14 protein-coding genes are annotated in these 16133 nt (G+C 26.8%); all 14 read right to left on the bottom strand.

Annotation, left to right across the window (positions count from 1 at the left end; all coding sequences use genetic code 11):
• Positions 1-2: 2 nt before the first annotated feature.
• Positions 3-512, bottom strand: coding sequence for an OmpH family outer membrane protein (locus ACTTBE_RS01240; protein WP_440676831.1), 510 nt, complete (start codon positions 510-512; stop codon positions 3-5).
• A complete protein-coding gene (gene bamA / locus ACTTBE_RS01235) occupies positions 512-2764 on the bottom strand; it encodes an outer membrane protein assembly factor BamA (RefSeq protein ID WP_440676830.1) in 2253 nt (750 codons plus the stop codon). The genes ACTTBE_RS01240 and bamA overlap by 1 nt, the downstream gene beginning before the upstream one ends.
• Before the next feature lies 1 nt (position 2765).
• Positions 2766-3917: a 1-deoxy-D-xylulose-5-phosphate reductoisomerase gene (locus ACTTBE_RS01230; protein WP_440676829.1), complete on the bottom strand. Its 1152-nt coding sequence runs from the start codon at positions 3915-3917 to the stop codon at positions 2766-2768.
• A complete protein-coding gene (locus ACTTBE_RS01225; protein ID WP_440676828.1) occupies positions 3917-4423 on the bottom strand; it encodes a phosphatidate cytidylyltransferase in 507 nt (168 codons plus the stop codon). The genes ACTTBE_RS01230 and ACTTBE_RS01225 overlap by 1 nt, the downstream gene beginning before the upstream one ends.
• Before the next feature lie 140 nt (positions 4424-4563).
• On the bottom strand, positions 4564-5238 hold the full coding sequence (uppS, locus tag ACTTBE_RS01220; RefSeq protein WP_440676827.1) for a polyprenyl diphosphate synthase: 675 nt from the start codon (positions 5236-5238) through the stop codon (positions 4564-4566).
• Positions 5235-5786: a ribosome recycling factor gene (gene frr / locus ACTTBE_RS01215; RefSeq protein WP_440676826.1), complete on the bottom strand. Its 552-nt coding sequence runs from the start codon at positions 5784-5786 to the stop codon at positions 5235-5237. The genes uppS and frr overlap by 4 nt, the downstream gene beginning before the upstream one ends.
• Positions 5787-6638: a translation elongation factor Ts gene (gene tsf / locus ACTTBE_RS01210; RefSeq protein WP_440676825.1), complete on the bottom strand. Its 852-nt coding sequence runs from the start codon at positions 6636-6638 to the stop codon at positions 5787-5789. It abuts the gene before it with no gap.
• Between the two features lies 1 nt (position 6639).
• A complete protein-coding gene (rpsB, locus tag ACTTBE_RS01205) occupies positions 6640-7458 on the bottom strand; it encodes a 30S ribosomal protein S2 (RefSeq protein ID WP_440676824.1) in 819 nt (272 codons plus the stop codon).
• 129 nt (positions 7459-7587) lie between these two features.
• Complete coding sequence (dnaE, locus tag ACTTBE_RS01200) at positions 7588-11004, bottom strand: DNA polymerase III subunit alpha (protein WP_440676823.1); 3417 nt, start codon at positions 11002-11004, stop codon at positions 7588-7590.
• The gene (locus ACTTBE_RS01195; RefSeq protein ID WP_440676822.1) at positions 10997-11674 is read right to left on the bottom strand and encodes an ABC transporter ATP-binding protein; all 678 of its coding nucleotides are present in this window, start codon (positions 11672-11674) and stop codon (positions 10997-10999) included. Before ACTTBE_RS01195 ends, dnaE begins: the two co-directional genes overlap by 8 nt.
• Positions 11667-12896, bottom strand: a complete 1230-nt coding sequence (locus ACTTBE_RS01190; RefSeq protein ID WP_440676821.1) for a lipoprotein-releasing ABC transporter permease subunit — start codon at positions 12894-12896, stop codon at positions 11667-11669. The genes ACTTBE_RS01195 and ACTTBE_RS01190 overlap by 8 nt, the downstream gene beginning before the upstream one ends.
• Positions 12893-14227 (bottom strand): proline--tRNA ligase, encoded by a 1335-nt coding sequence (proS, locus tag ACTTBE_RS01185; protein ID WP_440676820.1) that lies wholly within the window; start codon positions 14225-14227, stop codon positions 12893-12895. The genes ACTTBE_RS01190 and proS overlap by 4 nt, the downstream gene beginning before the upstream one ends.
• Before the next feature lies 1 nt (position 14228).
• Positions 14229-14474 (bottom strand): DUF1467 family protein, encoded by a 246-nt coding sequence (locus ACTTBE_RS01180; RefSeq protein WP_075506651.1) that lies wholly within the window; start codon positions 14472-14474, stop codon positions 14229-14231.
• On the bottom strand, positions 14474-16132 hold the full coding sequence (locus tag ACTTBE_RS01175; protein ID WP_440676819.1) for a ribonuclease J: 1659 nt from the start codon (positions 16130-16132) through the stop codon (positions 14474-14476). Before ACTTBE_RS01175 ends, ACTTBE_RS01180 begins: the two co-directional genes overlap by 1 nt.
• Position 16133 lies beyond the last annotated feature (1 nt).

Genomic DNA, 16133 nt, shown 5'->3' with positions numbered 1-16133 from the left:
TTTTAAAATTTAGCGTTTATTATATCAATCAAGTCATTACTTATATCTGAATTTTTATTCCCCATAAAGATATTATTACTGTTGATAATGATATCGATTGACTTTTCATTCATATAGTTTTGTACTAAAGGTCTAACATTTTCAAAGAATAAGTTTAACTCTTTATTTTTGACATCTGTTAATTTATCTACCATAATTTTTTTTTGATTATTAAAATCGGATATTTTTTTATTAAGATCGTTTAGTTCTTTTTCAAACTCTAATTCTGAAATAACATTTTTTTTTAATTTAATCTCTTCTTGTGTTTCTTTAATTTGTCTCTCAAATGTTTTTAGTTTTTTAATATTTTCTTTATCTAGGTTACTAATTTTATCAAGCATTTGATTCCCAATTTCAGTTTTATTTACAAGTAAATCAACATTAACAAATTTTACACTTTGTTCTGCAAAAGAAATATTTTGGATACTTAAAAATATAAATAAAAAAATATATAGGTTGTTAAAAAGTCTCATTAAAATGTTGTACCAACATTAAATCTAAATGTTTCTGTAATATCAGAATCTGCTTTTGAAATGGCTTCAGATAGTGAGAAATTTATTGGGCCTATAACTGAAAACCAATCTATTCCTATACCTATAGAACTTCTTATTTCATCGCTATCATCAATTGAAGAATCGTAATCTACACCCCATATATTACCTATATCTAAAAAAAATATTGCATCTAAATTTTGAAAATTCTGAAACAACACTGGTATATTTGTGGTAGCATTAATTGTTGCAATATAATTTCCACCAATGAAATCACTTCCATCTTTAGGTCCAACCTTGCCTCTTTCGAATCCACGTAATTTTTTTGTCGGAATGTACAATCTTTCAGTTAGCTTCACGTCATCACCTTTTATGGAATTTGCAGCCTCTAGATAAATTCCAAAAGAAGAAACATTATTATTATATAATGAGGTAAATTTTTGAAAATTGTATCTATTTGTTAATGTATAAGTTTCACTTATCAGAGGAATATCTAATGTATATGTTGATCTAAATCCATCATCTGGCCTAAATTTTTGATTACGTTTATCATAATCAAAACGAGTATTTAAAAATGTATCAAAGTAATTCCCCTCCTGCGCTTGTTGACGGGCTGATGCTGTTGAGTCAGTATCAATTTTTTCGTAAAAGGTTCTTGTTGAAAAACCAAGATTAAAGTCTTCATAATATTCAAAATTAGTTCCTAACTCAAAGCCAGTTTTGTTTGTTTTATATCCATTATTTTTCATTCTATCGATTTCTATAGCTTGTATATTTCCGAACAAAGATTTATCAGAATTATTAAAATTAGGATTCTCTACACCAAAGATACCTTTGAATGATTCTGATGTTATTGTGGCATTAGCTTCTATACCCAAGCCTTTTCCTAAATAATTATTCTCCTTTATACCGAAACTAAATGTTCCACCAGATGTTCCAGCACCAGCGCCAGCTGAAATTTGACCTGTTGGTTTTTCTTCAACTTTAAAATTAATAATTTTTGAGTTTGTATTTTTACCTTCTATAATTTCTGAAGATACTGATTTAAAAAAATTCAGACTTTTTAAGTTATTTTCACTTTTTAACTGCAGTATATTGTTAAATGGATCACCTTCGTCAATTTCAAGATTATTTCTGATTACGCTTTCTCTTGTTATGTTGTTTCCATATATATTGATTTTCTCAACAAAAAACTTTTCGGTTTCTTCAATATTAAATTTTAAATTTAATTTATTTTCAATAATTTCCTCATTAACACTTGCATTTATAGATTTATATTCTTCATTCAATGTTACCTTATCAATTTCGTCTAAAATTCTATTTACAGTATTAATTGAATAAGGTTTACCCTTTAATTCATTTAATAAATTTGTTAATTTTTGAAAATTAATTAAATTGAAATCATCTGGAATATTTAAAGTTAAATCATTGAAATAAATTTTATTATTTGAATTGATATTATAAATTAATTCAAAATCTTCAGTTCCAACTAATTTTGCAAATGAGGTATTTACCTCAACATTATAGTAACCTTTATTTAAATAAAAATTTTTAAGTAATCTCTTATCAAAGTTTATAGTTTGTTCATTTAAATATTTTCTACCAGATATAAATTTCCAAAATTTATATTCCTCACTAATAATTATGCTTTTGAGTTTGTTGTCTTTAAAAATTTTATTTCCAATAAATTTAATTTTTTTTATTTTTGCTTTTTTACCGAGTTCAATATTATGAATTATATTTACTAAATTATTATCAAGATCTTCGATAATTGTGTTAACACTGGAAAAGTAATATCCAGTTTGTCTAAGATAAGATATAATCTTTTTTCTATCTTCACTGACTAAAAATTCGTTAAAAGACGATCTTGATTTTAAATTTATGAATGAATTTATATTATCTTTAATATTTTCAGATTTAATACCTTCAAATTCAACTTTATCAATTATTGGCGCTTCTGCTACAGTAATTAACAAAACCTGATCTAAAATTTTAACATTAACATCATTGAAAAAATCTGTACCGTATAATTTTTTGACTATTTCATTTAAGTCTTTATTGGTTATATCATTACCAATACTAAATTCAGAGAATAAAATTATAGTTTCATCAGAAATTCTTTCGTTTCCTTTGATCTGAATATCCTTTATCTCGATTGCTTTGGCAAATGAAAATAAAAAAATTAAATTAAAACTATAAAAAAAAATGAGATAAATTTTATATAGCTTTTTCATCTTAAATTATTTTTGATTTTAAAATTTTATTTAAATTTAATATATCAGTAATTTTTTTTGGTTCTATAAATTTATATTTAATAAATTCTTTTTTAGATACTATTTTAAATAATTTTTCAATTAATTCTAAATAAGTGATTTTGTTATTTAACAATAAATTAACCAAACAGTCATTCGCTGAAACAAGAACGGTTTCAAAGAGTGAGTCGTTTGCAGGTAAATTGTTAAGCATATTCACAACTGGAAATTTTTTTTTATCAATTTCAGAAAGTTGTAAATTGTTTAATTTATTTACATCAATTTTTTTAAACTTTATTTGATCATTTTTAAATTTACCTAAAGTATTGTTTATAGGGATCTCCATCGTAGTCTCATGAGCAATGAAATTAATCATACCATCCTTAAATTTCAAAATAGCATGCAAATAAGAATGAGGATGAACAAATATTGAAATTTGATTATATTTAAGATCAAAAATTTTTTTTGCTTCAATTACTTCAAAAACTTTATTCATCATTGTTGCTGAATCTACACTTATTTTTGCACCCATCTGCCAATTTGGATGTTTAATTATTTTACTAATTTTCAAGTTTTTGAATTTTTTAATTGGCACTTTTAATAAAGGTCCACCTGATGCCGTAAGATACAATTTTTCAATATTATCTTTAGAGTTATTTCTTAAGGTATGCCAAATAGAAAAATGTTCTGAATCTACGGGTATAAACTCTGTATTATTTTTTTTAAGTTCTTTTTTAAATAAATTCCAGGCACATATAATTGATTCTTTATTTGCTATTGCAATTTTATTTGTATGTTTAATAATTTTAAATGTTGGAACTAATCCATCCAATCCAACAATTGAACTCATCACGTAATCAATTTTTTTTTTAAAAATTTTTTCTAGATTTTGAAAATTATTGAAAATATTTAAATTTTTTATTTTATTTTTGGATCTTGCTAAATCAAAACACTTTTTATCTGTTATTATAATATTTTTAACATTAAACTTTTTTGCTTGCTCTAGAATAAGTTGATAATTACTATTTGCTGTTAGTAATGAAATATTAAATTTTTTTTTATCATTTGAAATGATATTTAATAAAGATTTTCCAATTGAACCTGTTGATCCAAGTATTGCTAAATTTAATTTCATTAAACAATTTCAAAGAGATTAAAAAATATCATTAGATATGCTATTGGAAATGCAAAAATCATACCATCTATTCTATCTAAAAGTCCGCCATGACCGGGTATAATCTTACCAGTATCTTTAATACTTGATAATCTTTTAAAATAAGAAATAAATATATCTCCTAGTTGACTAGTAGCAGAGACTATTAAAGTAAATATCATTAATTTTATTAAAGTAATATCATTTAAAAAATTAAAAAAAAAATTTATTGGAATAATACTAAAGGAAAGAAAAAAACTACCAAATAAACCAGAATATGTTTTGTTTGGACTGTATTTGGTTAATTTTGGACCTTTAAAGATTTTTCCAAAAATAAACCCTCCAATATCAGTTAAAATGCAAATTATTGTAATTAATAAAAATATTGAAGCGTCATTTGTAAAATTAAACCTCAGCTTGTAAACACAAAATAGTGAAAAAAATAAATATACAAAACCAATAAAATAATATGACTTTAGTTTAGACATATTGTGCCATTCAAAAGATGAAATTAAAAAAACTACTATGAGTAATAGGATAAATAAATATGAACCTTTAATTATACAAAAAAAAGTTAACAGTAAAAGTATAATTGAACTCAAAGTTCTTTTTAATATTTCATTAGTCATTATATCTTTCCAAAATTTCTTTTTATTCTTTTATATTGAGATATAACATTTAAAAAATCTTTAGTCTTAAATTCTGGCCACAATTTTTTTGAAAAAAAAATTTCTGAGTAAGATAATTGCCAAAGTAAAAAATTGCTAAGTCTTTTTGTATTTCCAGTTCGAATTAATAAATCAGGATCAGGCGAGTCACTGGTATATAGCGCATTTGAAAGATTTTTTTTGTTAATTTTTGTCCCTTTCTTATTTAATATTTTTATTGCATTAATTATTTCTTTTTTGGAACCGTAGTTGAGAGCTAAATTTATTTGTAATTTTAAATTATTTTTTGTCTTTTTTTCGCAAACATTTAAAAGTTTATTTAATTTTTTATCAAATTTTTTTTCACCTATAATTTTTAGTTTAATTTGATTTTTATTAAACTCCTCTATTTTTTTTTTTAAAAAACTTTCAAGTAATTTAAAAAGAAAATTAACTTCAGTTTTTGGTCTTTTCCAATTTTCAGTAGAAAAAGCAAATAGTGTCAGATAACGAATATTTTTTTCTAAGGCTACTTTGATTGCTGCTTCAACTGTTGCCAATCCAGCTTCATGACCTTTATTTCTTGAATTATGATGTTTTATACCCCATCTACCATTACCATCCATGATAATGGCCACATGTTTTAAAGGGTTCATATTGTCATTATTTCTTTTTCTTTTGAGGAAACTTTTTCATCAACAGATTTAATATGATCGTCTGTTATTAATTGGATAATTTTTTCTTTAGATTTTTCTTCATCTTCACCAATTTCTTTGGATTTTAGTAATTTTTTAAGGTCTTCGTTTGCTTCTCTTCTGATATTTCTTATAGATACTTTGCATTTTTCACCAATAGATTTAATTAATTTTTTTAACTCAGTTCTTCTTTCTTCATTTAATTCTGGTATTGGAAGTCTTATTAATTGACCATCGATCTGTGGATTTAAACCTAAATCTGACTTTTTAATAGCTGCATCTAATAAGGGTACATTGTTTATATCCCATACCTGAATATTTATCATTCTTGGTTCAGGTGTAGTTATACTGCCAATTTGATTAATCGGCATTTGTTGCCCATAAACATCAACTTTAACAAGATCTAACATAGCAGCATTTGCTCTTCCTGTTCTAAGAGATGATAGCTCTTTTGAAAATACATCTATGGCTTTATCCATTTTCAAACCATATGATTTTTCATCAAACATTTATTCTCCTATTTTTATTCTAAAGAATTCCTTAATTTTTAAGTCAGCTATTGAAAGTTCTTTAACAATGTCTTGAACTTTTTTCTTTGGTTCCATGACCCAAGCTTGAGTTAAAAGTGCATTTTCTTCTTTAAACTTATTCATTTTACCTAAACTTATTTTTTTGGCTATTTCGTCAGGTTTACCTGAATTTTTCAATTCCTCAGAAACAAGTTCTTGTTCTTTGTCAATTAATCCTTGATCAATTAAATTTGACTCAAGTGCTAAAGGATTTGAAGCAGCAATATGCATAGAAAGTTGTTTACCAAATGATTTGACTGTATCTGACTTATCACTTGTATCTAGAGATACTAAAACTGCTAATTTTGCTACATTATCTTTTATAACTGTATGAAGATAATGGTTATTTATACCGCTGGTATTTTTAATTGTTTTTGATTTACCAATTGTAATTTTTTCACCAATTTTTGCAATTAGCGCTACTAAATTATCATCTACACTTTGCCCATTTTTCATCACAGCTTTTTTTAATTCATCTTGATTAGAGTTGTGTTGGTTGTTTAATTCACTTAATTCTTTAACAAAGCTTATAAAGTCATCATTTTTTGCAACGAAGTCTGTTTCGCAATTTACTTCTATTACAGAAGTTTTGTTTTCATCACCTGATACTACAACAACACCTTCTTTAGCGTCTCTAGACATTTTTTTTGAAGCTTTTGATATTCCTTTAACCCTGAGAATTTCTATTGCTTTATCTAAATCTCCATTAGACTCTTTAATTGCTAAATTACAATCCTTAAATCCAGCACCTGTTGCTTCTCTTAATTTTTTTACTTTTTCTATATCACTCATTTTAATTTAACTTTCCTTTATCTTCGTTTGAGAATTTTTTTTCTAATTTTTCTCTATCAATTTCTTGAATAGTTTTATTTTTGCTATCATCATCACTTTCCTTAGCTTTTTCTTGCTTAGGCTCAGATGATTGAATTAAACTTTTAGCATTATTAATAGTTTCTTTTATAAGATTACAATATAAATCAATTGATCTTCTTGCATCATCATTTCCAGGTATTGGGTAATCAATATTGTCTGGGTTAGAATTGCTATCTAAAATTGCAATTATAGGAATGCCTAGTTTAGAAGACTCGGCAATAGCTAATGATTCATAATTAGTGTCAATTACAAAAACTAATTCTGGAACCTTTTTCATTTCTGCAATTCCACCTAAAGATCTTTGAAGCTTATCTTTTTTTACGCTCATTTTAAGAAGTTCTTTTTTTGTAAAACCTCTATTTTCAGCAGTTAAGTCAACTTCTAATTTTTTTAATTTTTTAATCGAATTAGATATTGTTCCCCAGTTAGTTAACATACCACCCAACCATCGGTAATTAACATAGTATTGATCAGTTTCTTTTGCTACTTCAGCTATAGCATCAGAAGCTTGTTTTTTTGTTGATACAAATAAAATTTTTCCATTATTTGCTATTGTATTGTAGACCTTTTCTAAAGCGACTTTAGTTAACTCAAGTGTTTGCGTTAAATCAATAATGTGAATTGAGTCTCTTTTTCCAAAAATGTATTTCTTCATTTTTGGATTCCATCTCAACGTTTTATGTCCAAGATGAACACCAGCTTCTAATAATTGTTGAATTGTAACGTTAGGTATTTTCATATTTATTCCCGGTTAAGCCACCACAGTAATTTCCAATTAAGGACCGGAGGTATAAAACCAATAACTGTGTGCGTGTTAATTTATTTTAGTGGTTATTTACAAATATTTAGCAAAATTGACAAGTTTTATTTAGCTAATTTCTGCTTGAATTTGCTGTTTTCTTAAAAGATTTAAAGATTTTCTATCAAGATTCATTGGTTTTTTTAATTGAAAGTTTAAAATTTGATCTTCTGTTGAGAGATTAAATTTTACCTGGGTTTTACCGTCTTGATTTAAAAATTTTGAAATCTCTTGGATTTGTTCAATAGATTTAACATTAAATGATATTTCATTAATTGGACTATTAAATAAATCTTTTAAAGAAACTATTTTTTGAACATTAATTCTTTTAAAACGATTTTCATCATTAGAAATATTTTTAACCAAGGTCAAAATTAATGAATTACCTTCTTTTAGGATTTCTCTATTTAATTCTAACAAATCTGAAAAAATAAATATTTCAAATACACTATTTAAATCTGTTAACTTTAAAACAGCATACGCATTTCCTTTGGCAGTTTTTCTCTCTTGAATTTTAAGTAATGTTGCAGCTACATTAACATTTTCTGAATTATCATCTGATATGAATTTTGCATAATCATTAATTTTATAGTCTTCAAAAATTTCTGTAAATTGATTTAATGGGTGATCAGATATAAAAAATCCAACCGACTCAAATTCTTTAGATAATCTCTCTTCAAATTTCCAATCTTCAATTTTGGTTAAAATATCTTCCTCTACTTCATTATTTTCAGAGAATAAATCAATTTGATTTGCTAATTTGTTTTCAGCAATATTTTTATTTTTTAAAATTAAATTAGGTATAGAGTTGAAGATTGCTTGTCTATTTGAGTTTAAATTATCAAATGCTCCAGCTTTGACTAATCCTTCTAATTGTAATTTATTTATATCTTTTGGATTAACTCTATTTATAAAGTCATTAATAGACTCAAATTTTCCATTTAACTCTCTTTCTTTAACAATATTAGAAATTGCCTCATAACCAACAGCTTTAATTCCACCTAATGCATAATAAAATTTACCATCAATAGTTCTAAAGTCTGCAAAGCATTCATTTATATCAGGTCTAATTGTTTCAATATTGAGTCTTTTTAATTCCTCATAAAACTCACTTAATTTATTTTGATTAGAAATATCCATCGTCATTGATGCAGCAATGAATTCTTTAGGATAATAAGTTTTTAAATATGCAGTTTGATAAGAAATTATTGCATAGGCTGCAGCGTGACTTTTGTTAAAACCATATTCTGCAAAAGGTTCGATTTTTAAAAATATTCCAGCTGCAACATCTTTAGCTATTCCGTTTTTAACTGCTCCTGCAATAAAGCCTTGTTTTTGTTTCTCTAGTTCAGCTCTCTTCTTTTTACCCATTGCTCTTCTAAGTAGATCAGCTTGTCCTGCTGTAAATCCGGATAATTTTTGAGCAATCTGCATTACTTGCTCTTGATAAATAATTACCCCATACGTAGGTTTTAAAATATCTTCCAATAATGGATGTAAATAATCTGGTTTTTGCTTTCCATGTTTGCAATCATTGTAAGTTGGTATGTTGCTCATTGGGCCTGGTCTATATAACGCTACTAGTGCAATAATATCCTCAATATGATTTGGTTTCATATGAAGTAAAGCCTCTCTCATTCCAGCACTTTCAATCTGAAACAATCCTACGGTTTTACCAGATGATAAAAGATCAAAAACTTTTTGATCATCATAATTTATTTCCTCTATATTAAATTTTTTATCTTTTTTTCTAATCAATTTTTGAGTGTTATTAATTACTGTTAGTGTCTTTAGCCCTAAAAAATCAAATTTTATTAAACCAGCATTTTCAGCTGAATACATATCAAATTGTGTTGAGGGTAAAAGTAAATCTGCAGAGGCATCTTTATATAAAGGCACTACTTCCGTTAATTTTTTATCTGCAATCACAACTCCTGCTGCATGAGTAGCAACATTTCTATTTAGACCTTCTAATTTCAATGATAACTCTGTTAATTTTTTAACTCTGGCATCATCATTAATGAGCTTTTGTAATCTTGGCTCTCCAGCTATACATTGAGTTAAATTTTGAGGTCTAGAAGGATCAAAAGGTATCATTTTTGATATACTATCAATAAACCCATAAGGTAATCCCATAACTCTACCAACGTCTCTGATCACCATCCTTGCTTTAAGTTTACCAAAAGTAATTATGTGAGCTACACTATCTTTATATTTTTTTGTTAAGTATTCAAAAACAAGGTCTCTTTTATCCTCGCAAAAATCTATATCAAAATCAGGCATTGAAATACGATCAGGATTTAAAAATCTCTCGAATATTAAATTAAATTTAATTGGATCAACATCAGTAATTGACAAGCACCAAGCTACCAATGACCCAGCACCTGAGCCTCTACCAGGACCAACTGGTATATCATTTTCTTTAGCCCATTTAATATAATCAGATACAATTAAAAAGTAACTCGAATATTTCATTTTAATAATTATTGAAAGTTCATGATCTAGTCTTTCTTTATAAAGAAGAAAATTTTTATCATTTTCAATTTCGCTAACTTTAACATTAAAAACTTTTAAAAATTTATCTCTCAAACCTTCTAAAGAATATTTAGTTAAAATATCATCTGCGTTTCCATCTTTATCAGAACTAATGTTTGGCAATATTGGATTAGAGAATAATGGTCTAAAATTACATCTTAAAGGAAAGTTGTAATTGTTTTCTAATGCTTCTGGTATATCAGCAAATAACTCTGTCATTTCAGAGTTAGTTTTTAAATAATGATGATCGCTTAATTTTAATCTATTTTTTTCATTAATATAGGTTTTGTTACCAATACAAATCAAAGCATCATGTGCTTCATGCATATCTTTTGATAAATAAAAAACTTCATTAGTAGCAATTATTGGAATTTCTAGTTCTGCAGACTTTTTTAGATTAAATTTTTCAAACCCATTTTCATTAGTGTCGTTGTGTCTTTGAATTTCTAAATAAAACCTATCTCCAAAAACTTCTTTAATTTTTAAATAAATTTCGTTTACTTCTGTAAATTTTCCTTTATCAAATAATTTTCCAAATAGACCTAAAATAGTCCCTGAAAAAACTGAAACACCATCAGAACTTTTTAACAATTCGTCAAAATTTACATGAGGGTCACTTAATTCATCATTTTCTAAATATGAATTCGAAGACAATTCAATAATGTTTTTATAACCTGTTTCATTCAAGGCAAATAAAGGTAACAATCCAGTTGTATCATTTAGTTTAAAATTAATTTGAGTACCAATAATTGGCTGTGTTCCTGATTTAGAAATTTTTTCTGCAAATTCTAAAGCTCCACATAAATTAGAAGTGTCACTTATTCCTAAAGATTTAATTTTGTTTGATTTGCAATATTCTTGTAAATCATCAATCTTAGCCGCACCTTCACATATAGAATATTGTGTATGGACTTTTAGATGATTAAAGTTTTGATTTAATGACTCAGACATTAGTTGATTTTATAATACCATCTCTCATCTCCAATAGGCAATCTGCCTTATTAGCAAAAAATCTATTGTGAGTTGCAAATATTATTAATCTATCTGATTTTTTTTGATTATATAAAAGTTTAAAAACTTCTTTTGCTGTATTCATATCCAAACTACCTGTTGGCTCATCTGCCAAGATTATTTCGGGATCATTTACGATAGCTCTTGCTATAGCTACTCTCTGAGCCTCACCACCTGAAAGTTGAGAAGGAAAGTGATTTGATCTATTTGAAAGACCAATTTTTTTTAATAACTTTTTAGCCTTTGTATTTGCTAATTCTTTGTCATTATTATTAGCAAGTGATGCTAAATAAATATTTTCTAAAGCAGTAAAATCAGAAAGAAGATTGTTTTGTTGATAAACAATACCAATTTTTTTTGACCTAAATATATCATTTTTTTCTGTATCATTAAAATTAATTTGATTTTGATTAAACATAATTTGACCTGATGAAGGCCTGTCTATTAAAGAAATTAAATTTAACAAAGTTGATTTTCCTGAACCAGATGGGCCCATGAGCGAATAGATTTTACCTTTTTCAAAATTTTGCGACAAACCTTTTAAGACTTTAATTTTTTTTTCAGTCTCAAAGCTTTTAGATATACTTTTTAATTCTAAATACTTATTCATATTTTAAAGATTTGATTGGATCTAATCTAGCAGCTTTAAAAGCTGGAAAAATTGACACTAAAATAGTTATAATTATTGAGCAAACTGAAATTAGAATAATTGATGTTGGATTGATTTCAGAAGGCATTTTGCTTAAAAAATATATTTCTTCAGGAAATAAACTTATATTGAAAACTGAACTTAAAAATTGTCTAAAATTTTCAATATAAATAGAAAAAGTTACACCCAAAAAAATACCAAAAATTGTTGCGGAAGTACCTATTATTACTCCAACTAAAAAAAATATTTTAATTATTGATTTATTTAATACTCCAATTGATTTTAAGATGGCAATATCCCTTGTTTTGTTTTTTACTAAAATAGTTAATCCTGAGATAATATTAAACGCAGCAACAATTATTATTAATGACAAAATAATAAACATAACATTCCGTTCAACTTTTAGAGCTGAAAATAATGAACTATTCATATCTGCCCAACTAAAGACAAACTGATCATTAAAAATTTGTTTCACTATTAATTTTTGAGACTCGATATTATTTGGATTTTTCAGATAAATTTCTAAATTTCTTTCGTTAGGATCGTATCCAAAGAACTCTTCTAAAACATTAAGTTCAATAAATGCAATATTGTTATCAAATTCTGCTAAACCACTATTAAAAATTGAATTAACAACAAAAGTTTTTTGTTTCGGCATACTGCCAATTATTGTTTGAACACCGGATGGTGACATTAGAGTCAATTCATCTCCTATTTCAAGATTTAGAGAAAAACTTAGTTCGCTTCCAATTGATATAAAATTTTCGTCAAATAGACTTAAGTTACCTTTAAATTTTTTATTTGTTAACACTTCTAAATTTAAAAAATCATTTTGTTTATAGCCTCGTAACACTATTCCTTTGGTGTTATTGTTTTTAAGAATAATTGCCTCTCCTGAATTACTAAAAATAATATTCTTAGAAATTGAGTTTAATTTATTATTTATTTTAGTTTCATCTATTGAATTTGAATAAGGTTTAACAGTTACGTGTGAATTAAATCCTACAATTTTATTGATTAATTCAGTTCTAAAACCATTCATTACTGACATAACAATAATAAGAACTGCAACACCTAGACTTATTCCAATGAAGGAAAATATTGAAATAACATTTAAAAAGCCGTCCTTTTTTCTAGCTTTTAAAAATCTTAAAGTAATTTCTTTTTCTAAAGTAGAAATCAAATTGAATTTTTTTGTTTATTTATAATTTCTATAATTTTGCTTAAAGGTAAGTTTTGAGTTTCACCACCTGTTTCTTTGAACTCTAATAAATCACCTTCACTCCTCTTACCAATGATAATCTGGTAGGGAGCCCCAATTAAATTCATTTTTTTGATTTTTGATGAAAAATTTTCATCAGTGTCATCAATAATAGCATCAATATTATTTTTTAATAACTCATTGGTAATACTATTAGCCTTAACTAGTGCTGAATTATCATTTTTATTTATCATCGGTATTAAAGCAATATCATATGGAGCAACAGACAATGGCCATTTCATGATTTCATTTTTTTCATCATATTTTGCCTCTATTATTGCCCCAACTAGCCTTGATACACCAATTCCATAAGAACCCATTTTAACAAAATCCTTTTTTCCACCTGGTAAATCCACTGATGCATTCATAGGTTTTGAATATTTGTCACCAAAATAAAATATGTGGCCTACCTCAATACCTTTTGTTATTAATTGATTTTCCTTTGAAACTATTTTTTCAAATTCATTTTTGTTAAACTTTTCATCTGTCACAGCATAAAATTGCTCATATTTTTTTCTCATTTCTTCTAACGAAGATTTTTCTAATTGAGTATCATCACTATTTAAGTCAAAAATTCTTTTATCAGTAAAAATTTTACTTTCTCCAGTATCTGCTAGGATAATAAATTCATGAGATAAATTTCCTCCAATTGGACCTGTGTCAGCAGCCATAGGTATTGCGGTTAGATCTAATCTTTTAAAAGTTTTTAAATATGAAAGAAAAAATTTATTATAAGAAAAAAAGGCTTCTTCATCTGATACATCGAATGAATAGGCATCTTTCATATAAAACTCTCTTCCCCTCATTATTCCAAATCTAGGTCTTATTTCGTCTCTAAATTTCCATTGTATATGGTACATAAGTTGGGGTAATGATTTATAAGATTTAATTGAAGATCTAAAAATTTCTGTTACTTGCTCTTCATTGGTAGGTCCATAAAGCATTTCCCTATTTTGGCGATCAGTTATTCTAAGCATCTCCTCACCATAATCATCATATCGGCCACTTTCTTTCCATATCTCACTGGATTGAATTGTTGGCATTAATATTTCTTGAGCTCCAATCTTATTTTGCTCTTCTCTAACAATTTGTTCTATTTTTTTCATTACCTTAAAGCCTAAAGGTAACCATGAGTATATTCCTGCAGAAGCTTGTTTTATCATACCAACTCTCAACATTAATTGATGAGATTTAATTTTTGCTTCAGAAGGATTATTTTTTAATATCGGAATAAATGAATTTGATAAAAGCATCTTAACTAATCATATTTCTTAAATTTAAATATTCAAATTTTATTAGTAAATAAATAATGATAAAAATTACAGTTGTTATACCAGTGCAATACAAGAATTTTTTCAACATTTTTGGGTTTTCAGGTGATCCTGGATCCTCACCATCAATTTTTACCGTTTTTGCTCTATTTACATCAATAGGAAGTATAGCAAAGAAAACTATCCACCATATAATTACATAGATAATTGCTAAACCAGTTACACTCATTAAATTCTCACTAAGTTAATATTAGTGAAAGGTTTTTTTCCTGTTCTTTCCTTAGAAAATTTTCTACAGGCAATTTTCAATGCATCAATTAAATTATGCTCTTGTTGTTTGCTTCCAATTTTAAACGTTCTAGAAGTTTTTTCTATTTCTTCTTCTAAACCATAAACAAATTCTTCTCTATCATCTACTGGCAACCCACGAAAAGAAAGTACAGGATTATTGTGAATATTTCCTTTAGGTGTTATCATTAAAGTTACTTCAAGATATCCATTGGCACTCAAATTTTTTCTATCTTTTATTGACTGTGAATCTGGATCAACGCTTACATTGCCATCTAAATATAATCGACCACTTGGAGCTTTGTCGTAAACTTCAGGCTGATTACCAGGATATAACTTAACTATATCACCGTTTTCTACTTGTACAGGATATGGAACTTGCATTTCTTTTGCAAAATTTATGTGTTCTATCATGTGCCTATGTTCACCATGTACAGGTATTACACATTTAGGTTTAACCCATTGATACATTTCTTTTAAATCTTCTCTATTCGGATGACCAGAAACATGAACAAATTCAGTTTCTTCAGATATCACTTCTATACCATCTTTAACAAGTTGGTTGTGCAATTTATAAAGTTTTTTTTCATTCCCAGGTATAATTTTTGATGAAAATATTACAGCATCACCTTTTTCAATAAAAACATCAGGGTGTACATAACTAGAAATTCTCATCATCGCTCCCATTGGTTCTCCTTGGCTACCTGTACAAAGATAAACTATTTTTTCTCTTGAGAAATTTTTAGCTTCACGGGGGTCAATTGGTTCAATTGTATTTTTTAAATATCCACATTGACGTGCAGCTTTGTAAATACGATGCATCGATCTTCCAACTAGTGAAATTTGTCTTCCTGTTTGCTCAGCACAATAAAATGCTGTCTCCATTCTTGCTACATTAGATGCAAATGAAGTGATGATAATTCTCTTTTTCAATCTCGACATTACATTTAACATATTTTTTCTAACATCAAGTTCAGATCCAGACTTACCGGCACTAAAAACATTAGTAGAGTCACAGATCATTGCTAATACTCCTTCATCACCAATTTCTTTTAATCTCTTATCATTTATATTGTCACCAATAAGTGGATTGGGATCTACTTTCCAATCTCCTGTGTGTAAAATTACACCAGCAGGAGTTTTTATTCTCAAGCCATTGGGTTCTAAAATTGAATGAGTTAAAGTTATATATTCAATTTCAAATGGATCTAATGAAACAGTTCCATTTAATTCAACAATTTGTAAATCATTAGTAATATCTATTTGTTTTTCTCGAAACTTCTCTCTAATCAAAACTGCTGTAAATGGAGTAGCAAATATTTTACATCTTAATTTTGGCCATAAATGTGCGATCGCTCCAATGTGATCTTCATGTGCATGAGTTAAAACAATACCCAACAAGTTATCTTTTCTTTCAACAATAAATCCTGGATCAGGATAAATTAAATCAACACCTGGTATAGTGTCATCAGCAAAAGTTACACCAATGTCTACCATTATCCATTTATGATCACTTGGTTGACCGTAACCAAACAAATTCATGTTCATACCAATTTCACCAGATCCACCTAGAGGACAAAATAACAATTCATCTTTCATA

Origin of the sequence: Candidatus Pelagibacter sp. HIMB1587, from assembly GCF_052047775.1 — a bacterium.
GTDB lineage: Bacteria > Pseudomonadota > Alphaproteobacteria > Pelagibacterales > Pelagibacteraceae > Pelagibacter.
Note: the sequence above shows the minus strand (reverse complement) of the source record. Positions and strands in the feature narration are given on the sequence as shown.